This window comes from Tenacibaculum sp. AWR4_210 (genome assembly GCF_056160945.1).
In genome coordinates this window covers 146391-169339 of sequence record NZ_JBSWYF010000006.1, presented here as the reverse complement: position 1 = coordinate 169339, position 22949 = coordinate 146391, and the positions used below count along the sequence as shown (strand labels likewise).

16 protein-coding genes are annotated in these 22949 nt (G+C 39.3%); 7 read left to right on the top strand and 9 right to left on the bottom strand.

Annotation, left to right across the window (positions count from 1 at the left end; translation table 11 throughout):
- Window positions 1-10 precede the first annotated feature (10 nt).
- Complete coding sequence (locus tag ACXAG7_RS12630) at window positions 11-2518, top strand: DUF5686 and carboxypeptidase-like regulatory domain-containing protein (RefSeq protein WP_476667000.1); 2508 nt, start codon at window positions 11-13, stop codon at window positions 2516-2518.
- A 2-nt stretch (window positions 2519-2520) separates the two neighbouring features.
- Complete coding sequence (locus ACXAG7_RS12625; RefSeq protein ID WP_476666999.1) at window positions 2521-3144, top strand: DUF6134 family protein; 624 nt, start codon at window positions 2521-2523, stop codon at window positions 3142-3144.
- On the opposite strand, the gene ACXAG7_RS12620 is transcribed toward ACXAG7_RS12625, so the two are convergent.
- Window positions 3128-3451 (bottom strand): hypothetical protein, encoded by a 324-nt coding sequence (locus ACXAG7_RS12620; protein ID WP_408042981.1) that lies wholly within the window; start codon window positions 3449-3451, stop codon window positions 3128-3130. The two genes, ACXAG7_RS12625 and ACXAG7_RS12620, sit on opposite strands and share 17 nt — an antisense overlap.
- 216 nt (window positions 3452-3667) lie before the next feature.
- On the opposite strand from ACXAG7_RS12620, the gene ACXAG7_RS12615 reads away from it, so the two are divergent.
- From ACXAG7_RS12615 to ACXAG7_RS12595, 5 genes are all read left to right on the top strand, one after another.
- Window positions 3668-6055, top strand: coding sequence for a fibronectin type III domain-containing protein (locus ACXAG7_RS12615; RefSeq protein WP_476666998.1), 2388 nt, complete (start codon window positions 3668-3670; stop codon window positions 6053-6055).
- Between the two features lie 11 nt (window positions 6056-6066).
- Window positions 6067-8235 carry an alkaline phosphatase D family protein gene (locus ACXAG7_RS12610; protein ID WP_476666997.1) on the top strand — a complete coding sequence of 723 codons (2169 nt, stop codon included), beginning with the start codon at window positions 6067-6069 and terminating at the stop codon, window positions 8233-8235.
- Between the two features lie 248 nt (window positions 8236-8483).
- The gene (locus ACXAG7_RS12605) at window positions 8484-9017 is read left to right on the top strand and encodes a DUF4136 domain-containing protein (protein WP_408042984.1); all 534 of its coding nucleotides are present in this window, start codon (window positions 8484-8486) and stop codon (window positions 9015-9017) included.
- Between the two features lie 967 nt (window positions 9018-9984).
- Window positions 9985-10872, top strand: a complete 888-nt coding sequence (locus ACXAG7_RS12600) for an ABC transporter ATP-binding protein (RefSeq protein WP_408042985.1) — start codon at window positions 9985-9987, stop codon at window positions 10870-10872.
- A 23-nt stretch (window positions 10873-10895) separates the two neighbouring features.
- A complete protein-coding gene (locus tag ACXAG7_RS12595) occupies window positions 10896-14552 on the top strand; it encodes an ABC transporter permease/M1 family aminopeptidase (protein WP_476666996.1) in 3657 nt (1218 codons plus the stop codon).
- Between the two features lie 72 nt (window positions 14553-14624).
- Here the strand turns inward: ACXAG7_RS12595 and ACXAG7_RS12590 are convergent, their stop codons facing one another.
- From ACXAG7_RS12590 to ACXAG7_RS12555, 8 genes are all read right to left on the bottom strand, one after another.
- Window positions 14625-14843, bottom strand: coding sequence for a hypothetical protein (locus tag ACXAG7_RS12590; RefSeq protein WP_408042987.1), 219 nt, complete (start codon window positions 14841-14843; stop codon window positions 14625-14627).
- 204 nt (window positions 14844-15047) lie between these two features.
- The gene (locus ACXAG7_RS12585; protein WP_476666995.1) at window positions 15048-15215 is read right to left on the bottom strand and encodes a hypothetical protein; all 168 of its coding nucleotides are present in this window, start codon (window positions 15213-15215) and stop codon (window positions 15048-15050) included.
- A 15-nt stretch (window positions 15216-15230) separates the two neighbouring features.
- The gene (locus tag ACXAG7_RS12580) at window positions 15231-18227 is read right to left on the bottom strand and encodes a lamin tail domain-containing protein (protein ID WP_476666994.1); all 2997 of its coding nucleotides are present in this window, start codon (window positions 18225-18227) and stop codon (window positions 15231-15233) included.
- A gap of 135 nt (window positions 18228-18362) precedes the next feature.
- The gene (locus ACXAG7_RS12575) at window positions 18363-18533 is read right to left on the bottom strand and encodes a hypothetical protein (RefSeq protein WP_408042990.1); all 171 of its coding nucleotides are present in this window, start codon (window positions 18531-18533) and stop codon (window positions 18363-18365) included.
- 16 nt (window positions 18534-18549) lie between these two features.
- A complete protein-coding gene (locus ACXAG7_RS12570; RefSeq protein WP_476666993.1) occupies window positions 18550-20766 on the bottom strand; it encodes a T9SS type A sorting domain-containing protein in 2217 nt (738 codons plus the stop codon).
- An 86-nt stretch (window positions 20767-20852) separates the two neighbouring features.
- Complete coding sequence (locus ACXAG7_RS12565; protein ID WP_476666992.1) at window positions 20853-21506, bottom strand: phage tail protein; 654 nt, start codon at window positions 21504-21506, stop codon at window positions 20853-20855.
- Window positions 21507-21535: 29 nt separating this feature from the next.
- The gene (locus tag ACXAG7_RS12560) at window positions 21536-22123 is read right to left on the bottom strand and encodes a phage tail protein (RefSeq protein WP_476666991.1); all 588 of its coding nucleotides are present in this window, start codon (window positions 22121-22123) and stop codon (window positions 21536-21538) included.
- Window positions 22124-22144: 21 nt separating this feature from the next.
- On the bottom strand, window positions 22145-22741 hold the full coding sequence (locus ACXAG7_RS12555) for a phage tail protein (RefSeq protein WP_476666990.1): 597 nt from the start codon (window positions 22739-22741) through the stop codon (window positions 22145-22147).
- Window positions 22742-22949 lie beyond the last annotated feature (208 nt).

Below are 22949 nucleotides of genomic sequence, written 5' to 3'. Positions count from 1 at the left end.
GGACGAGTTTATGAGGGGAGTTTTGTTTGGACTCTTGATCTTATTGGTGAGTAATGCAATAGGTCAAGTAAAGGTTAGTGGAGTGGTTGTAGATGAACAAGGAATGCCAATACCATTTGTTAATGTGGTATTTGTAGGTACGACTATCGGTACAACAACCAATGATCAGGGAGAATTTCAGTTGAAAAAAAATGGAGGGAAAGCAGATGTTTCCCTGAGTTTAATGGGGTTTGAAGAAACGATTATTCCATACGCTAAATTGAAAGGTAAGCGCTTAGAGATTGTACTCAAAGAAAATGCGACCAGTTTAGATGAGGTGGTTATCGTAAGGAAGCCCAAGAAGAGGTTAAAGAAAAAAGAGAATCCGGCATATAGAATTTTAAAGGAAATATGGAAGCGCAAAAAGAAAAACGGTGTAGCGCTTGTTAAAAGCTACCAATTTCAACGATTCTCTTCGAGAGAGTTGGGATTTGGAAATATGGATAGCGCTTTTGTTCGTAAAGTATTGCGAAAAAAATACGGAGAACTCAAAGGGCATTTACGACAGAATTACGATAATGACAGTTACTACATGCCCGTTGAGTTTATTGAAAAGGTAGAAAATGTATACGGAAGTAACGAACTGAACTTGGAACGAGTTGATGTTGAAGCACTGCGCGAGACGGGAATTCATCAGTTGGGGAAATACGTTGCCAGAGCTACCAATGTATTTAAAGAAATTAATGTATACGAAGACGGCATCCCTATTTTAGACAAGACTTTTGTTAGCCCAATTGCGACTTCTGGTTTTGGTAGTTATGATTACGTATTGTCTGACAGTACAGAAGTAGCAGGTGCTAAAGAGTATACGATTCATTTTTTCCCGAGACAAAATGGTGATTTGGTGTTTAAAGGCCATTTTAAAGTGAGTGCGAAAAGTTATGCCTTAAGTGCCATTGAAATGGAAATCTTAAAGGAGGTAAATTTAAATTTTGTAAGAGATTTGAGCATCCATAAGACCTTTGAGCTTAAAAATGACAGTATTTATTTACCCAAGTCAAATGAGTACAAAGGAGAGTTTACTTTTTTGACGAAAAACAAGACTGAAAAGAGTATTTACTTAGTAAAACGTGAACGCTACTCGAAGTATTTGTTCAACCGTGCAAAATCGCGCGCTTTCTATGAAAATCCTTTGGTGCAGTCGAGTAAGAATCAATTTAAAAAAGAAGCTGCCTATTGGGATGATCAGTTAGTTGAGGAAGAAAAGGGAACCTTGAAATTAGTAGCTAAAGCTAAGACAAGTACCAAAGTAAAGAGAGCAACAGGAACCATTTTTACCCTATCGGATGGATATTTTACCCCCATTACTGGGTTGCAGTTGGGGAATTTGTTTACGACAACGGCGAGAAATGACATTGAAGGGGTACGACTGCGATTAGGGTTTCGTACGTTTAAATCGAACGATGACCGTTTTCGTCTTTTAGGTTTTGGTGCTTTTGGTTTTAAAGACAACAAGTTTAAATACGGTTTGGAAGCGAGGTACTTGCTCAGTACAAAGCCCCGAATTACTATCGGAGCAGCGTATTTAAACGACATAGAACAGATGGGGTTCACTCGGTTTAACGAACGTGATTTAAATCCACAACCCGATAAAGGTCCGAAGGCAGTTTTTGTGCGAGGACAAAACTTTTTCTTATCACGTGTTCGTAAATCGATGTTTCGCTTTGATGTGGAAGTATTTAAAAATTTTAATGTCGGAGTAAAATTGGCGAAAGAACGCATAGTTTCGGCAGATCCTAAGAGATTTTCTTTGGCGTTTTTAAATGAGAGAACAGGGCAAGTACAACACAGAACAACGGATGTATACAGTGATATTTACCTGAGTTACCAACCGGGTAGACAGGTAGAAGGTTTTGGTGTCGATAGGGTAATAGGACCTAAGTTACACCCAAAAGTATTGTTGAATTTCAAAAGAGCCTATCGCGGCGTGCTTGGAGGGAATGTAGAGTACAGTAAGCTCGCTTTGTTGTATAATCACCCTATTCCTTTCGGTAAGTTTGGCGTGTTAGACGCCACTTTGATTGCGAGCAAAACCTTTGGTAAAACACCGCTGTCCGTTATTACTGCAGTACCGTCTAATCAAACGTATTTTTTAACACCGAATACTTTTGCGTTGTTAGATTACTACGATTTCGTAGCCGACAGTTCTGTCGAAACTCACTTTGAACATCATTTTAATGGGCTACTCATGAATAGAGTACCCTTGGTGAAACAGTTAGGCCTTCGAAGCTTGTTAACTTTTAGAGCTGTTTACGGAACAATCTCAGAGAAAAATAAACGCATTAACAGATCGACAATTCGCTATGTAGCTCCTGACAAAAAGCCCTATTTCGAATACGGTGTAGGAATAGAAAACATAGGATACGGAAATTTACGTCCACTGCGAGTCGATTTTATTTGGAGAAGTGACTTTACCAATGTAAACGGACCAGTGAGTCCGAAGTTTGGAGTACGAGTTGGATTTAAAACATCATTTTAGGTATGCAAAGATTAATTATCAAAATATTTTTATGGGGGCTGCTGATGCTCGCTGCCAATGTACAGGCACAGAGTTATCAGTATGATGTTATAGTTTTCGGGAAGAAAATCGGAACTGTAACTACGAAAAAGGAGCGAAAGCTAGAAGGGGTTATTTACACTTCTGATTCCAAATCAGAAGTGTCCTTTTTCGGAAAGAAACGCATTGTGACCACCATGAAAACAGTGTATAAAAACGATACGTTAATGACGAGTTTCTACGAGGTCAGAAAGAACGGAAAGGTACGCGAGTTGTCGGAGGTAACTCCTCTTAATAACGGAGGCTATCAAATTGTGACTGATGGCGAGAAAACAACGCACAGCACGCCGGTGACCATGAGTACCATATTGTTGACCTACAGAAAACCGAAAGACGGTGAAAAAATCTTTGAAGAAGTGGGAGGCTATTATAAAACTATGAAGAAAGTGTCGGAATTTCAGTTTGATTTAATCAACCCAAAAAGCAGGCACAAAGACAGTTATTTTTATAACGAAGCCGGGGTGTTGACTAAGTGTATCGTTCGGAAAACACTCTTTAATTTTCAAATGATTTTAAAACCTCAGGAAAAGCTTACAAGTAAGCTATAAAAGCCCATGGTTTTCTGGTTTCGAGGTAGTAGAGGTCGTGTTCATGGGCATAGGCCTCTCGCTCGAAACTTAAGTTCTTATAAGCTAGTGAAGTACTGCGATACCAGCATACTTTTACCATCCATTCAGCGATATAGAGTAAATAAAACAGTACGAGTAAGAGCTCTAATTGTTGCCTGAGATGAATTTTCTCGTGATTGATAAGCACGACATCTGTTTTTAATTCCTTTCGTTTCAAAACGATAAATGGAAAAAATGCCAAGCCGACAAAACCTTTCGGTATGATGTATTTGAGGATGAGTATCACAGTCCAAAAATAGTCAAAAATAACTACAATCCCCTTGTTATCTAGGTATAATCCCCATTCCGTACAGCTTTTTTTGTTCAGATTTGTTAATTATTAGTTAGCTTTTTTTTAATAAAAAAAAAGATAAATGTTAATTTTTTTAACATTTAGTTAAGTGTTATGCGTGCATAATATCACGTTGTTAAAAACGCTAGTTTCGGCAAAATTTTTAACACCATGACCCTTCAAAGACTACTTTTAATTTCATTAGTACTGGTAGGCTTCAAGGCGATGGCAGGCAATGATCGCTATCGTCTTATTCTTACCGATGACCCCGCAACCACCGTAATGATCGGTTGGAATCAAACTTCAGGAGACGACCCTGTTGTCTATTATGGAACCACCGATTTTGGAAAGGCCTGGGAGCAGTATCCCAACCAGCAAACCGTAACCCGTAAAGTGTATTACAAGTTTATGAGTAATCACTTCGTAAAGCTCAGCAATTTGCAACCCAATACGGCGTATTATTTTGTGATTCGCGATTCGAAAGACGTGAGCCGTAGATTTTGGTTTAAAACAGCACCGAATACCAAAGAACGCTTGTCTTTTATCGCAGGAGGTGATTCTCGAAATAACAGAGATGTCCGACAATTCGCTAATCGAATGGTAGCAAAGTTAAAGCCTCATGCCGTATTTTTTGGTGGCGATATGACAAATTTAGATACGCTATTCGAGTGGAGAAATTGGTTTAGTGATTGGCAATTAACCATTGCTGAGGACGGCCGTATGTTTCCTATAGTTCCTGCGAGAGGGAATCACGAGCAATCGAACAAGGTAATTTACAATTTGTTTAATACCCCTTCTACAGCTGTTTATTACGCCCTTACTTTTGGCGATCAACTGATTCGTAGCTATACGTTAAATTCTGAAATTACCGCAGGTGGAAATCAACGAAATTGGTTAGAACAAGATTTAAAAGCACATCCAGCAATTGATTGGAAAATGGCGCAATACCACAAGCCAATGCGTCCTCATGTAGCTTCAAAGTCAGAAGGTAATGACGAGTATACCAATTGGTCGTCATTGTTTTATAATTACGGAGTACGCTTAGTTTGCGAAAGTGATTCTCACAGTGTGAAATCGACTTGGCCTATCAAGCCTTGCGCAGGAAACAGTAATTGTAAGGAAGGTTTTGAACGCGATGATAAGAGAGGAACGGTTTATGTAGGAGAAGGATGTTGGGGAGCGCCTTTGCGTACCAGTGATGATCCTAAGCCGTGGACCAGAGATACTGGCTCTTTCAATCAGTTTAAGTTAGTATTCGTTGATCAATTTAAAATAGAAGTGCGTACAGTGATAGTCAAAGATCCGTCAGCAATGAAGGCAGTTTCTAATCAGAATCCATTTGAATTGCCAGCTGATCTTAGCTTATGGAAACCCCAAAATGGAGAAAAGGTGGTTATTCACAATGAGAAATACGCTGCACAGCGCCCAGAAATAGCCTTTAAAAATCTCGTTAATGAGCAGGCTGTGAGTGCTACGAGTCCGACTGAGATTCAAGTTGCCGTAAAAAATCCGGGTATTGGGATTGCCGCCGTCGAATTTAAGGTTGACGGACAAGCCATCGGAGTGGATACTTCTGAACCTTTTGAAACTAGTTACCAGCTGAGCAATGGGCGACATAAAATTGAGGCTACTGCCTACAATAGTGATTATTCAGCCTACGACCGTAAGGAAGTATTTGTAAATGCAGGAAGTTTTGTCCGAACGGTACGTAGCCAAATAGCAACGAGTAAAGACGATGTAGAGGAAGGGATCGATGCCCGTGGTAAGTTGTATTATAACAGTTCAGATTTGGAAATGGGATTCGATTACGGATGGACTTTTTTCGGTACTAATCAATACATCGGATTGCGTTTTCAAAATGTAGCATTGCCCAAAGGAGCAGTTATCACGCATGCTCACATTCAATTTGTGGCCGAAGATTCACAAAGCAATGGTGTGCATTTAAAAATTGCGGCACACGATGTGTCAAATGCGACGGAATTTAGTGCCCCATATGCGGTATCTGGCCGACCAAGGCTGCCTAAAACAGTCTCTTGGCGCCCCAGCGGTTGGTCTAAAGGAGCACTTAGTGCTGCTACAAGAACGCCGGAACTTAGCGCTTTGTTGCAGGCACTGGTAAACAAAAAGGATTGGAAGTATGGTAACAGTATGAGTTTTGTGCTTTGGGATGCCGATAATTCTAGAAATCGAAGAAAAGCCTTTAGCTATGACAAAGATCCTTCAAAGGCAGCACAGTTAGTGGTAACCTATAAAATAGGATCAACAGAACGCAGCTTGAAAGCAAAGTTACAGGTTGAACTTGAAAATAATTCATGGGATGCCTTAGTATATCCAAACCCATTTAAAGAAGAGTTACAAGTGCGTTTACAGTCGTCCTTAAATACTCGTTTTTACCTGCAGCTTTTTAATGTGTTGGGAGCAGTGCAGTGGCAGGGCTATGCAGAGAGTCATGCTGGAGTTGTAAAGATTCCTACACAGACACTGGCAAGCGGGGCGTATATCCTCTTTATCAAAGAAGAAAAATCTGGAAAAATAATCACTAAAAAAATAACTAAATAACCCTTTTTATCATGTCAAAATTTTTTCAACATGTACTATGTTGTGTATTGCTATGCCTTTTAGCGAACGTGACTAGTGCTCAGGAGCGTACAGTAATTACAAAAATAGGTCGTGGACAGGCACGGAGCATAGAAAACTACTTCGATGCTTCTCTGGCGCCATTTTATCACGGTGTAGCCTCAGGAGATCCCTTGCAAGATGCCGTTATTATTTGGACGAGAGTTACGGCAAATCAGAAAGCTGTTCCAGTAAAATGGTCGGTCTCTTTACAGCCTAATATGAGTCAGGTGATAAGTAGTGGAACAACGATTACGAATGAAGAAGCGGATTATACTGTTAAAATTGATGTTCGTAATTTAGCCGCTAACCAAACTTATTACTATCAGTTTGAAGCCTTGGGAAGAAAATCAATAATCGGAAAGACCAGGACTGCGCCTGCTGGAAATGTGTCGAACGTACGTTTTGGAGTTGTATCTTGTTCAAACTATCAAAATGGGTATTTTAACGCCTATAATGAACTGGCTAAAAGAACCGATATCGATGCCGTGATTCACCTAGGAGATTATATTTATGAATATGAGAGTGGTGGATATGGCTACAGTAAGAGTTTGGGAAGAGGGCATGTGCCAGCCAATGAAATTGTTACGCTAAACGATTATCGAATTCGCTATTCTTATTATCGTTTAGATCCTATGTTGCGTAACTTGCATCAACAGCATCCTTTTATTCTTGTTTGGGATGATCACGAATTTGCGAACGATGCAAACAAGTACGGAGCGGAAAATCACTCACCTTCTAAGGAGGGGAGTTGGGAAGCTCGTAAGAGAAATGCTCACAAGGCCTACTTTGAATGGTTGCCTGTACGTGCCAATTCTATTGAAGAGTACCGATTGTACAGAGATTTTTCATATGGGAATTTAGCTGATTTATTAATGTTAGATACGCGTATAGAGGGCCGTGGAGAGAGTGTTGCCTCAGGAGAACGTTTTCAGTCTATTTCTGAAAAAGACCTAAAGGCAAAGGTAAAAGCCTATATAGAAACACATCCCTTAAATACGAAAGCTGAAATCAAAACAGCCTTGGAGTTTGTAATGCCTTATTTTATAGAAAAATCGATGCTGTCTAAGGAAGAGGAAGAGTTTTTACTAACTAGTTTTACAGAGGTAGCCTTTAATTTTAAGAACGAGGGGGTGCGCAGGCCAGCCAGTGATATCGACACTCAAAAATTAGAAGCACTATTGCAAAAATCAGTGAAAACAAACTTTTTAGCCAAGCGAGTAAATAATAAAGGTACCTATACTTCAATTCTCGGTAAGCCACAATTCGATTGGCTTTTGAATAAATTGTCTCAGTCAAAAGCTACCTGGAAATTATTGGGAAATCAGGTAATGATGATGTATTACAGAGGAGTCCCTACCAAGGATGCTTGGGATGGATATAAAGAAGAAAGAGCGAAAATCCACGAGTTTGTTTTAAACAATAACATTGATAATGTAGTGGTCTTGACCGGGGATATTCACAGTACATTTGCAGGAAATATAGAGCATAACGGAAAATGTGTTGCTTCGGAATTTGTTGTACCGAGTGTTACTTCACAAAATGTAGATGTCGTTGGTAGCTGGGCAGCGAAAATTGCGGAGTGGTATACCAAATCGTTGAATCGTCATATGAAAGAAGTCGATTTAGATCCTCATGGATATTATGTGTTAGACGTAAGGGAACAACGTGTACAGGCAGATTGGTACTATATAAATGATATTAAACGCCCTAATTCTGGACAGTATTTCCATAAAGGATTCTATGTAAATAAAGGACGTTGTGGAATCCGTCAGGCCAGCACCCCTGCCAGAGCTACGAGTGCATCTAATTACGGAGCAGCACCGGTGGAGGTTACACAAATAAAAGAAGCGCTATCGCAGAATTTTGTGTTTTTAGGCTTGTATCCAAATCCAATGGAATGGGAGGGGAACTTACATTACATAATCCAAAAGCCAACCGATATGAGTGCGGCATTGTACGACTTACAAGGTAAAAAGGTTAAATCATTAGTATTGGATAAACATCACGAAGCCGGAATATACAACATTAGTTTCGAGGTAACAGGGCTATCTAAAGGTCATTATCTTATGAAGATTACTGTGGGAACACAGGTAGTAACAAGGCAGATGGTAGTGCGCTAAAGAAATAAATAGCTGAAAAAAAGGCACTTAGTATTTCGATATTAGGTGCCTTTTTTTTATGGCTATATCTTTTGTTTTTTGGCACGTTTATTGATGTTTTAAGAATAACGGTTTTTTAAATAAAATCGGGAATGAAAAACGTGAAATCAATCATTAAGAAAAGATTTCTTAGTGGGGCATTGAAAGTATAATCTAGTTGTCTGACATATTGCAATTTGCGATGGGTTAGCACTTAAAATTTTAAGAATATGATGAGAGTATCAAAATTGTTTTTAATACCGGTTTGGATGTTATTAATGGTTTCATGTAGCAGTGTGCGAGTAACGACGGATTACGACACTCAGGTAGATTTTGCAAAGTATAGAACCTTTGCCTTTTACAAAACAGGAATTGACAAAGCACCAATTTCAGATTTGGACAAAAAAAGAATCATGAGGGCCGTTGAATCTGAACTGCTAGCCAAAGGAATGCGTAAATCGAGTAACCCAGATGTTTTGGTGAGTTTATTTACCAAATCTAGAGAACGTATCAATGTCAATGACAACCGTTTTGGAGGATTTTGGTACCCTTGGTACTACGGACCGAATCAAATGAATGTCTCGCAATATACAGAAGGAACTTTGTTTATTGATTTGCTGGATGCAAAGAAGAAAGAGCTTGTTTGGCAAGGTGTTGGAACTGGAGCGTTACGTATGACTGATGTTCGACGCAAGGAGCGAAGAATCAAAGAATTTGTTAAAGAAATAATGGCAAAGTACCCTCCGGGGAGCCGAAACAAATAATGTGTTTTTTATATAAGGGGATGAAAGAGGAGTTTTGAGCAATCAAACTCCTCTTTCTGTGTTAAATAAATCAATAATTTTGAAAAGGAGTAGCCAACCTCCATTCACTAACTCTCGAACACTATCGCCTACCTTATGAAATATAGAAAAATAGTATCGCTCTCTTTATGACGCATTACTAAAAGAAACAAAAGTCCAACAGAAGTTTCAGAAAAATAAAGCATCTATAGAGAATATTCTTTAAAGAAATTTTCTCAATGGATAGAATTCCTCAAAGGAAAGGCGTCCAAAAAGGAAGCAGACAAATCAACACACGCAATTGCTCTTGATTCCTCAAATAATCTGTATATACCCCCTATAGATATACCATAGATTAGTTGGCGCTAGATGTTGTTCTGCAGTTTTGTGATACCAAGGAAATCATCCCAATGTTCCCAGTATCCTTCAATCATTTAGGTAGTAATGAATTTTTTTAAACTGTTGCAGATGAAGTTCTCGTTGTTAACGAATCCAATTCCTACTAATTTTTCAAAAAGACAAGGACGTACCTATGCTAAGTATCGCAAAGTAAAAGCTAGCTTTTACCCAATTGAAACACGCAAAACCTACATTAAACTACATCGTTTAACAAGAGCATCACGGTAATAACCCTTTTAAAAGACGATGTTTTTGATATGATCACTATTGCGAAAAGTTAGTCTACAAGTAACCTGCAATGGAATATACTATCAAAGACATCCCTACCCAATTTTTCAATGAACCATGTTGTTAAGTCTGAAATTTAGCTCTTGGAGTGTTGGCAACCCACAAGCAAAATGTGTAATAAAAGTAGAAAAAGAGGACCTTGAGAGCAAAACCAATTGTTTGAATGCTTGTTATGATGGTATAAGTGGAATAAATATTGAAAAAATTGTAACAAATCGCATAGATGGTCTTCTAATCATAAAACTAGTAAAATCAAACAATTATGAGATTAGTAATTAAGAACTTAACCAAAACCTATAAAAATGGTGTAAAAGCTATTGATAACCTCAGTTTAGAGATAGGGACCGGTATGTTTGGACTTTTAGGGCCTAATGGGGCAGGAAAATCATCTTTAATGAGAACCATTGCAACCCTTCAGTCTCCTGACACAGGAAGCATATCATTTGACGGAATTAACATCCTTGAAAATCAAATAGAGTTCCGTAAAGTTCTTGGGTATTTACCGCAATCATTTGGTGTTTATCCCAAAATGTCTGCTGAAGATTTACTAGATTATTTTGCAACCTTAAAAGGGATTAGCAAGGCTTCAGAACGCGCAGCAATAGTGAAAGAAGTTCTGGAAATTACCAACCTCTATGAGGTGAGAAAGAAATATGTCGCAGGCTATTCAGGAGGAATGAAACAACGTTTTGGAATTGCACAGCTCTTACTAAATAATCCAAAGTTAATAATTGTCGATGAACCGACGGCGGGATTAGATCCGGCGGAACGTCATCGTTTTTTGAACGTTTTACGCGAAGTCGGAACCAACGCAACGGTTATTTTTTCTACTCATATCGTAGAAGATGTAAAAGAACTGTGTAATGAAATGGCCATCTTAAACGGAGGGCGAATTTTACAGCATACGACCCCTGAAAAAGCTCGAGAGGCCCTACGAGGAAAAGTATGGACCAAGCAGATTGAAAGGGAAGCACTGGAAAGCCATCAGGCGACATTTGATGTACTTTCTTCAAATTATAATCCAGATAATTCATTAAACATACGTGTATATAGCGATTCGGAACCAGATGCGAGTTTTACCAGAGCCGAAGCACAATTAGATGATGTGTATTTCAGAGTGTTGAAATCTGAAGAGCCTATCACTATTTAATTCATCCTTCTAAAAAATCACTTATGTTTAGTACTATTTTAAAATTTGAGTTAAAATATTGGTTGCGAAAACCTGCAACCTACGTTTTTGCAAGCATCTTTTTTCTTTTTGGGCTTTTTATAGCAGCCAGTACCGCAGGTATATTTGATAGCTTTTCAGTGAGTACGGGAAGTTCAAAATTAGCGAATTCTCCCATAGCCATCACCGGTATGTTTAATACACTGGCTATCTTTTTGTTTTTCTTGTTCCCATCCATAATAGGACTGAGTGTTTACAGGGATTACAAGAGTAATATGCATTCCATTTTTTATTCGTATCCTTTTACAAAACTCAATTATTTATCGGCAAAATTAATCAGTTCCATGCTCGTGGTATTAGGAATTGTCCTGCTCACCGGAATAGGAATGTTTTTAGGGTTTAGATTGCCGGGGACTAACCCAGAGTTAGTCGGAGCTTTTCAGTGGCAGGCCTATGCGCATGCGTATTTCGTGTATATTATACCCAATGTATTGTTGTTCGGTGCCATCGTTTTCGGAGTCGTGACCTTTACCAGAAATATTGCTGCTGGATTTATAACCATCGTTTTGTTAATATTTATTCAATCGGTTGCTGAGAGTTTTTTAAGCAATCCGGACAATCGTTTTTGGACCGCCTTGTTTGATCCATTTGGAGGTGGGGCAGCCAACTATTACACGCGTTATTGGACTTTGGCAGAGCAGAATGAGCTAATGCCTCCAGTAAAAGGCGTGGTAATTTATAACAGATTACTTTGGTTGGGAATTGCAAGTGCGTTCTTAGTCTTGATATATAAGCTATTTTCATTCAGTCAGAATGCTTTTAGTTTCCGTTTCGGAAACAAAGAAGGAAAACGTATCATAAAACATAATTTTGGTAATATTACGAGAATTACACTTCCGAAGGTATCCTATGATTTTTCATTTGGGAATGCGTTAAAGATTACGTGGAAACTAGCTAAAATTGATTTGAAATACATTTTAAAGAGTTGGCCATTTATTGCAATTCTTCTTGTGGGACTTATTTCGTTATTGTTGTTTGCCCTTAGTGCTGGGGAACTTTTCGGAACTAAAACCTACCCAACAACCTGGCAAATGCTATTGTTACCAGGATCGGCTTTTACGTTCTTTATAAATTTATTGACTTTTTTATATGCCGGAATGTTGATCAGAAGAGGGGAAATCGCAAAAATGAATCACCTCGTTGATGTAACTCCAGTAAAAGATTGGACCTTGCTACTTTCAAAGTTTTTGGCCTTGGTAAAAATGCAGTTATTACTACTGACAATTATTATCGTAGGTGGGGTGTTATTCCAAACGTATAAAGGATATTACAATTATGAATTAGGACATTACTTCTACGAAGTATATGTGTTGATGCCAATACATTTTATTATTTGGGCCCTGTTGGCCATGCTGATACAAACGTTAATCAAGAATCAGTACCTAGGCTTATTTGTACTCTTAGTCATTATGATTGGATTGCGATTTTTATCCTTGGTAGGTATTGAACAAATTATTTTCAAATACAATCAAAGCCCTGATTATCAGTATTCTGATATGAATGGTTATGGAGCGTCACTCTCAAAGTACTTTATATATAAATTGTATTGGGGTCTCGGAGGAATCGTACTACTTATTAGTGCAAAGTTACTTTGGATGAGAGGCATAACCTTTTCTTTTGGAGAACGCTTGCGTTTGGCTATCAAGCGATTTAAAGGAGGTTGGGCCATTGCGATGATTGGATTTGTCCTATTGTTTTTAGGACTAGGAACTCGTATTTATTACGAGAATAATATCCTGAACAAACGCTATTCTTCAAAAGAATACGAGGAGCTACGAGTAGCGTCTGAGAAGAAGTATAAAAAGTACGAAGGTAGAAAGCAACCACGTATCCAAGCAGTATCGGTGAAGTTAAACCTATTCCCAAAACAACGCGATTTCACTGCAGAAGGTACCTACACCATGGTCAATAAAAGTGATGAGGTTATCGATAGTTTGTTTTTAAACTACAATTCATATCCAAGTACCTTTCATTTTGATAAGGAGGTCGCTTTAGTGTCAAAAGATTCGGTGCATAACTTTGATATCTATCAATTGCAATCCGGTCTAAAACCAGGTGACTCTTTGACGTTGAATTTTACAGTTAAAAATAAGCCTAATACGATATTGAGAAACAATTCACCTGTGCGATTTAATGGTACTTTTGTGAATAATTTTCAGTTGTTTCCATCGTTTGGTTACAGTGCTAACGGCGAGTTGACAGACGATAAAACTCGTAAGAAGTTTGGTTTGCCTAAAAACGATTTACGTCCCCACCCATCAGATTCTACCGCGCTGGGAGATACTTATATTTCGAAGGATGCAGATTGGATTGATTTTGAAGCTGTCGTATCCACGTCCGCCGATCAAATAGCCATCGCACCAGGGTACCTTCAAAAAGAATGGGAAGAAAATGGTAGAAAGTATTTCCATTATAAAATGGATAGTAAAATTTTAAATTTTTATGCCTTTAATTCAGCCAAGTACGAAATTGCAAAAGATACTTGGAACGATGTTGCCTTAGAAATTTATTATCAAAAGGGACATGAGTATAACTTAGACAGAATGTTTAAGGGAATAAAAGCTTCGCTGGCGTACAATACTAAATATTTTAGCCCGTACCAACATCGACAAGTACGCATTGTAGAGTTTCCGAGAACTGGAGGGAGTTTTGCCCAATCATTTCCGAATACCATACCGTATTCTGAACAAGTTGGATTCATAGCGGATGTAGATGATTCTGATGAGGGAGGAGTCGATTATCCGTTTGCAATTACAGTGCATGAGTTGGCGCACCAGTGGTGGGCACATCAGGTAATTGGAGCCGATGTTTTAGGAGCGACCATGTTGTCTGAAAGTTTGTCTGAATACGTTTCATTGAAGGTGCTAGAGCACACTTATGGTAAAAAGAAAATGCGAAAGTTTTTGAAGAAGTCATTAGACGGGTATTTACAGCAACGAACTTTTGAGCGCAAAAGAGAAAAACCATTGATGTTTAACGATGGACAGGGATACATACGTTATCAAAAAGGATCTTTAGTGTTTTATGCATTGAGTGATTATATTGGTGAGGACGTTTTAAACAACGCTTTGAAAGCTTATGTTGAGAAGGTGAAGTTCCAAGAAGCACCATATACAACTTCTATAGAAATGGTAGATTATATTAAGAAGGTAGTTCCCGATAGTTTGCAATACACGATCAAAGATATGTTCGAGACCATTACTTTGTATCGTAATAGAGTTACTGACGTTACATCTAAGAAATTAGAAAATGGCAAATATCAAGTCGATATAACGTTTAATGTCAGTAAATATCGCAACAGTGATTTAGGGAAAATTGTGTACGGAGAACAACAGGGTGATACGCTGCGCTATCAATCGGAAAGTATGAAAAAACCAATTTTATCGGTTCCATTGAACGATTATATAGATATTGGAATTTTTGGAGAAAAAGAGGTAGACGGGAAAAAGCAAGAAGTGGCCTTGTATTTGAAGAAACATAAAATAACTAAAATACATAATACTCTTCAAATTGTTGTTGATGAAAAACCAATTGAGGTTGGTGTAGATCCTTACAATAAGCTCATCGATACACAATCTGATGACAATAGGAGGAAGTTGTAACCAAGGAGATTTTAAAAAAAAAGAGGTGACTTTACATATGTAAGGTCACCTTTTTTTTTGCTATTTGGGTGCTTATAATTGTATCCATTCTTTAAGTTCGTGTAAGTTTTCAAATACGAGATTTACGCTGAAGTCCATTGAGTCTATTTCTACTTTTGAGTACTTGTCAGGCATGGTTGCCGTAAATTTTCCTTTGGTAGGGTGTGTAAAGTTGTAGTGGATTGCACTTATTAAATTGTCATATCCCGCGTATTGGAAAGCTAGTTTTTGTAGGGTTAAATCAGTAATCATATCTAAGTCTTTTTTAAGTTGGTAATTTTTTTTGATTCAAAACTCGTACCAAAGTTTGGCAACCGTTGAATTACATTAACAAAGATAGAATACAAGAGCTGTTAAGTTCTGGGGTTTTCGGTGTAACTAGTTGATGTGTAGGTGTTTGGTTGGTTTTAGTCGTTGAATGGTATAAAAAAAGCGTACACTAGGTACGCTCTTTTTTTAAAATCCATCCCCGGGGTCTTCAGGGCTTTGTGCTTGCGCTTTTTTTGGATGGAGTAACAGGTAGGTTCCAAAAGCAGTTAATGCTGTGTATTTACCGTAATCTCCTATCTTTTTTAGCGCTTCTTTTCTTGATATATCTGTAGTTGAATGCTTAGAATTCTTCATATGCCGTCCTTTAAATTATTGAATAACTATTTTTCGTTGAACTGTTCCTTCTGCTGTTTCCAGTACTACCATATAAATGGCACTACTCAGCGTAGGTATTGATAATTCACGAACCCCATTTGAAGAAAATGAAGTAGTATTCACTTTTTTACCTAACATGTTGTACATCGTCATCGTAGCCTGATTACTTTGTAATCCAGTGATGGTCAAACTGTTTTTAGAAGACTGATAAATACTAATTTGATGAAGGTCTTTAGTAATCGGTGCTGTAGACAGTGTTTTAGAACTTAGGTGTATATAAAATTGCCCAATTCCTTCATGATCTTTAGTCAATTTGATTTGGGTGGCATTTTCTGATAGTTCAACAAATTCCTTCGTTTCCCTGTTTTCTAGATAGACTTTGGTTCCCTGTGGAAGGTTGGTGCTGCTTATGGATAGGTCAATGAGTTCTCCATTTTTGGCTCTTAATGACACAGGTACAACTTGACGGTTTAGGTTGTCAAGTGGTAATGATTGGATAGCGTAGTCTTTACCAATGTTGTTAGTAACGAGTTGTGTTGCAATCTGAAAGGTGCTTTTTAAACCACCAAAAACAGACCCGTCATAACCGTTGTCAAAACCAGTTGTTACACCGTCTATAAAGAATAGTTGAGTACTGCTCTTTCCTTTAGTTCCCGTGGCAACAAGTGTAAGTTCAGGTCTAGCGTTACGTTGAAAACTATCGGATTGATGACTTTGATTTGCCGTTGTAAAGCTAATATTGGTCGATGCAGCGCCGGCACTTACAAAGAAGGCTTGAGCTGGAGCGATTTCAAATGCAGCGTGAGTACCTGACATTTTCGTTTCATAGCTATTGGTTGCTTGGTTCCACATCCAGATGGTTTGCTCTGAGAGCTGCCCCGCATTATTTCCAGCGAAAAACGTTCCCAAATTGATAAAAGCAGCAAAGGGATTTCCTACTAGATTGAAATTATTAGTCGCTTGCGTAATAGGATAGGTAACATTAGTAGACTGTAAACTACCTGAAAAACTCAGCGTCCCTGAAGAAGCTAGTTTAACAGACAATCCTTGACCAGAAGTAATGGTTCCAGTAGTACTATTTGTTTTATAATCCCACGCGGTTCCGTCATTTTTGTAGGGAGCAATACCAATATTGCTTCCTGTACCAGTAGCAAAAGTATTGCGTTGAATTACTGCTTGAAAAGTATCACCACTAACTGGAGGACTCACAAGGTACCAATTGCTGGTGCTTAAACTGCGATTATAGGTGAAATTTCCTGTTACTGTAGCATTCGCTATAACGGTCGCTCCTGATGCAATAACTCCTGCATTGATGGTCGTATTTGCTGAAATCACTGGATAGTTCGTGAGTCCACTAGGTATAGAAACATCAGAAGTGGCTACAGGTACTCCTACGGTCCAGTTACTTGCTGTGGTCCAAGAGTTACTCGTAGCTCCTGTCCAAGTAGAACCACTGATTCTTCCGGGTGAACCACCGTTGATTACACTCGCTTGCCAATTGGAGCTCGTTGAGGCGTTGTCCGTTGCCGTGGCTACAATTTCATAGGTTGTACCATTACCGTCTGTTGAACTGACGTGTCCATCGTCATAGGTGACTACGTCTACGGTTACACCACTGCTATTTTTCAAGGTAATAGTTCCTGAAGTGTTTCCTAATTTATTGGTGCTATTCGTGTCTTTTACCGCTGAGTTCGCAACAGAAAGATTATTAAAATCTGGCGTAAAACTATTGTCGTTATTATAGGTTCCATCACCGTTACTTCCTACGGCAATGGTAAAATAGCTTCCGTTACTGAAGTTGGTGGTCGCAGGAAATGTAAAAGTGTTACCGTTGTATTCTAAAGTCCAATTCGAGATATCGAGCGTACCACCGCTTTCGTTGAATATTTCAATCCATTCATCATCAGTACTCGGACTATTGTACATGAATTCTGAGATGCGTACCTCTGGGAGGTCGTCATCTTGTATCGTTATGGTATGTGTAGAAATGCCGAGGTCAGCAGTTCCAGAGGTCACAGCGATGTCGAGGACTACGGTTTCGTTGTCCATGTCTGCATCGTCATTGATATCGATAGAGATGTTTTGGGTACCGTTGGACGTAAAATTAAGTGAGTTGGTATTGAGCGTATAGTCTCCTCCCTCTGCTGTACTCGAACCGTTAACTGTAACACTTACGGTTACATTGGCCGCAAAATTACTTAAGGTTACGGGGATGGTGGTATTGAAATTACTGTCTGTTTCAGTTTCGTTGCTCGTAGCACTATCGAACGTTACCGCAGGATTAGGGGAAGGAGCAGCACCTTGAACTAAAATATCGTCGAGCCAAAGAAACCCTGCTCTAGTAGAGGTATATTTGAAATATACACCGAAAAAATCTTTAAAAGTATAATCGGTGTTGTTTGCTGTTCCTTGACTTACTAAATTGTCAAATCCACCGTCTGCGTCAGCGAAAATTTCCCAATTCCCAGCAGTGCTTCTCGTTACACGAATTCCTCGTAGTTGACTGCTGTTCCAATTGATGGAAGTAGTGATAAGGGCAGTTTCTGCCGCTCCATTGGTGACTTTCCACAAGGTTAGTGCATCAGTTGAACCGCTCAAATTAACACCGATGGCATATCCATCAACTGTTGCTGAGCCTAAATCACTTTCATTGGCAGTTAAATACACCCAAAATTTGTTGGCACTGGAAGGATCCCAGGCTCCATTTTTAATATTAAATTGCCAGGTAACGTCTTGAGCTGCTAAATCAAGGCCAGAGATACTTTGGCTGATGTAACTGTTGCCAGTCGTACTGCTGACATTGTGTTTGAGTGAATTACTTCCGGTGATAGGGGAGTCGGTTGAGCTTATCCAGTGACCTACCGTTCCTTCTGTCCATCCAGTAATATTGCCGTCCTCAAAGGTATCATTGATCTCTTGAGAGTAGGAACACAAACTAGTGAACAAGCCGATAGCCAAAAGATAAATCTTAGTAGCGTAAGTGTGTCTCATATATAATTAATTTAAGTAGATTTCTAAAATAAGAAAAAGATTTGTTTTAGTGGTTTGCAATTCAATACTTTACTTTAAAATAACGTTGGGGGAGAATTTCAAAGAAAAACCCCAAGAAAACTTGGGGCGTATGGGTTAAAATCCATCTCCTGGATCTTCAGGGCTCTGCGCTTGTGCTTTTTTAGGGTTTAAAAGTAAATAGGTTCCTAAGGCAGTTAATGCTGTGTATTTACCGTAATTTCCAATCTTTTTTAAGGCTTCTTTACGGGTAATTTCTTCAGGGGTGTTTTTATCTTTAGTATTCATATAAGTCACAATTTAATTAGTTGATGATAACTTTTCTGGTAGTACTTCCAAGTGCTGTTTGCACTTTTACTAGGTATACTCCTGTGTTTAATGTAGGGAGTGAAACTACTGACTGCCCTTTGGCTTCAAAAGGAATTTGAGCTAGTCGTTTTCCGAGTAATGAGAAAATAGTAGCCTCGGCCTTGCCACTTTTCAATCCTGTAATCATTAAGGAATTCGTATCGGTTTGATAAACACTGATGGCAGCTAGGTCGTTTTGAATGTTATCAAGGTTTAAAACGCCTCTTTTAGCGTGTAAATAGTAGGTTCCGGCACCGTTTAAGTCAGCTTTGAGAACAGTGTTGAAGTCCTTCTCACTAAGGTTGTGATAGTCTCCAGTTTCTCGGTTTTCAAGGTAAACGTTGAGGCCAGTAGGGACGTTCTTGGTGTCGATTGCAAAACTGATTTTTTGGCCGTTTTTAGCCTTTAAGCTAATTGGTACCGCAGTCGTTTCCATACCTGTTACAGGTAACGATTGGATGGCGTAATCTTTTCCATTATCACCTTGAACAAGGCGTGTTGCAAGTTCAAAAGTACTGCTGTTTCCTCCAAAGACAGTTCCGTCGTAACCGTTGTCAAATCCGTTAGTAGTACCTGCGATATAGAATATTTTTGTCGTTTTACTCTTTGAGTCACTGGTAGCCATTAAGTGAATTTCAGGACGATCAGCGCGTTGAAAGCTCTCCGTTGATTGATGACTTTGGTTACTCGTATTGAATGTTACGTTGGTAGAAGCAGCACCTGCTTTTACGAAAAATCCTTGCCCTGGAGCCACTTGAAAACCAGCGTGAGTTCCCGACATACGAACATCGTAACTGCTTGTAGCTTGGTTCCACATCCAAACAGATTGTTCTGCTAATTGTCCGCCGTTATTGGTGGTAAAAAAGCTTCCTAAGTTCACGAATGAGGTAAATGGATTTCCTACCAAATTTAAATTGTTCGTACTCTGAGTTATTGTTCTTGAAACATTACTCGTAGTAGCGTTCCCTGAGAAACTGATGGTTCCTGCAGAACTTAGTTTAATCGAATACCCTTGTCCGTTGGTCCAATTTCCTGAAGCAGCGTTTGTCAAGTAATTCCAGGCCGTACCGTTGTTGTTATAAGGAGCAAGACCGAGATTACTTCCCGTTCCAGAAGCCAAACTATGCGCACCGATGAAAGTAGCGATATTAACATTTGATAGCGGAGCAGAAATTAAGTACCAATTGTTTGTCCCAAGGCTTCTACTATAGGTGATTGATCCTGTAACTGTTCCCTGAGCAATGAATGTAGCACCACTGGCAATGGTCATTGTATTAAAGGTGATATTAGAGGCCGCAGTAGGATAATTGGTTAATCCGTTAGGTATAGTGATGTTTGCTGTAGCATGAGGTACACTTGACGTATTCCAGTTCGAAGCAGTAGCCCAATCATTATTGGTTGCTCCAGTCCAGGTAAAATCGTTGGTGGTTACGTTAAACGCTGTTCCAGAAGGCGCAAAAGGTGTAGTATTATCAAAATCCCAGTTGGCTGCGTCTGTGATTGCCGCTAATAAATCAGCTTTAGTTCCGTTGTGCAGGGCTGAAGTTTTATAACGGGCATTGTCAACTTCACTGCGAACACCATTGGTATACAAGCCAACGGCATTGGTCGCATTTACTAAACTCGATGGAAGAAAAGTACTTGACGTAGTTGCAGACAGTTGCCATGAGTTATCAGGACTTCCTATGGTACCTGTATTGGCACTGATACCTGTGATTATTTGGTTGACAGTAGGATTTCGAGAGTTTCCTTGATGAATAAATAAATTATCACCTCCCGATCCTAGCCAGTTGTTACCGATAGGATTGGTTCCGCCTGAGTGGGTTAAGGTACCGAGGGTACTACCACCAGAGAAACTCAGGGTGTTGGTCGACGCATTGAAAGAGATTTCTTCTCCTGCAGGAATTGCTGAAGTTGCAGTAAACAAAAATTCAGATTCATTGGTGTTGAGAGCAGTTCCATTCCAGGCCTCATCGGTAATATAAAAAGTGGTGTTGTTTTCTAGAGGAACGAGACAAACAAAGGAAAAGGAATCATCGTCCATTTGAATACGAGTGAAAGCTAGGTCTCCCGTAGTCAGAGTTGTTTGGGCGAAGGTAAAGGTGATACTTAACAAGGTTAGTAAGTTGAGCCCCCCTTTCTTCAATAATTGTATAGGGTAAAAATGTTTCATAGAGGTTAATTTTTATATGATTGGTGTTTTTAAGTTATGTCTTAAATTCTGGAAAACAATGAGTTGTTTGTTTTTGTTAACATAGGTTAATTTCTTGAAGGAAAAACACCTTGTATACAGATGATAAAATGAATTCCGGTATATGGGTTCCTATTGTCAAAAGCTTGAGAGCCTCCGTTCAAACCTACGGCTACGTTTCCTGTGACAGTAGCAGTTCCGTTGGCTAATTGAGCGTCTGGCGATGCATTGCTATATACTTTGTTTGTTCCAATTATATTTGGAATCGCTAGATAGTTCCCTGTAGGGTCATCTAGGTTAGCATCGTCAGCTACCGCAAACATTGTAGCGATTCCGGCTGTTTGTGTAAAACTGGCTAAGTGGTTGTGAGAGGGTAGGTTTAGTATTGATAAGGTGATAAGTTCTCTTCCTTGCATTTGTCCCCTGGTGACGGTTGCTAATCCTGGAAAAGTCCCGACCCCTTTTGGAAGCCTACTTCTAAAGTCAGGAAGTCCAAAAGTGACACGCCCATCTCCACCATAAGCGGTGCCTAAAATGGAAAACAATGCTTGATTTTGGGATATGGCCATCAGTTGACCGTTGCAAAAGGCCCAACCTCGTGGAGGGAAATTTCCGGCGAACATTTTAACTTCACCAAGAAATCCTTCTTGTTGTGCCTGAGTCGTTTTCATGGAAAGGATAAAAAATCCTGTAAGTAGTAAAAAACTGAATTTTCTTAACATTTTCAAAAGTTTTTATAGTGTTTGGGTTATTAGCTTCTCGATGGGAATAGTCCTACCAGTGCAATAATGTAGTTCGTTGCTAAAAAGGGCTGCATATTGTTTAAGGGTTGACTACCACCAGTATTGAATACAGTAACATTTCCGCCAACTTGAACTTCACCACTGTCGGGTCCTAACTGTGTGTCAGGTGCCGCAGTGCTATAAATTTGATTACCACCGCCAATATTGGGGATTGCCAAAGCATTGTTTGTGGGTTCATCTGAATTAGCATCGTCCTCCACGGCGGGTATAGCTATTGGAAAACTGTAGGGTTTAAAGGTGGCGGTATGCGTATGTGAGGGCAGGTTTAAAACGCTTAATACGTTGTATTCCGTTCCCGTTCGTTGTCCCAATCTTCGTGTCGACAATCCAGGTCCTGTTCCGGGATGTACGGCTACTCGCCCTCGTAAATCTGGAAGGGCAAAAGTAGTTCTTCCGTCACCTCCATACGTGGTTCCTAAAATTGAAAAGAGCGCTGTATTTGAAGCAATGCTGAGTAGTTGGCCATCGCAAAACGCCCAACCTCTAGGGGCGAAATTGCCTCCAAACATCATGATTTGTCCGATAAATGGTTCCATAATAAAATGTAGTTTTTGTGGTTATGAGCGCGAAGGATATTCTCCTACTAACGCGATGATATAGTTAATGCATAAAATTGGTTGCATATTGTTGAATGCTCTGCCGCTTCCCGTATTTTCAAGTGTTATAGTATCACTAGGAGCTGTTGCCTCTGGTATGACAGGAGCAAAGGTCTTCATAGCAGATTCAGCTGGGTTAGAACTGTAAATTTGGTTGGTTCCTTCGATGTTAGGAATGGCGAGATAATGGTCAGTAGGCTCATCAGAATTGGCATCATCTTCAACGGCGTTGACTTGTACTTTTCCGTGGAGTAGTTGTGTTGTCATGTGAAAATGGTTAGGCATCGTAAGAGTGTTAAGAGCACTGGTCTCGGTTCCTGATCGATTTCCAGGTCTTCTTGTTGTAAGGCCAGGGCCGGTACCGGAATGTATAGGGGCTCTTCCTCGTAAATCTGGTAAGGCAAAGGTGGTTCTGCCATCTCCACCGTAGGTCGTTCCCAAGAGTGAAAACAAGGCGTCATTTTGAGAAATGGCTAACAGTTGTCCATTGCAATAAGCCCAGCCTCTGGGGGCAAAATTACCCGCGAACAACAGTATTTGTCCTAAGTATTGATCCATAATGTGGTAGGTTTAGTTAGTAGTTACATTTGAAATTTGACTTTCGTGATTAACAAAATTCAAATTCAAATCAAATGTACTTTGAATAGACTACCGTATAGGATTTAGATACCTGAGTGTATAATAATAAGGTGTGACTGTGATGATAAAAGGAATGTATGTAAAAGAAAAAGTCACCTTCGTAGGAAAAGGTGACTTAAGTGTTGTA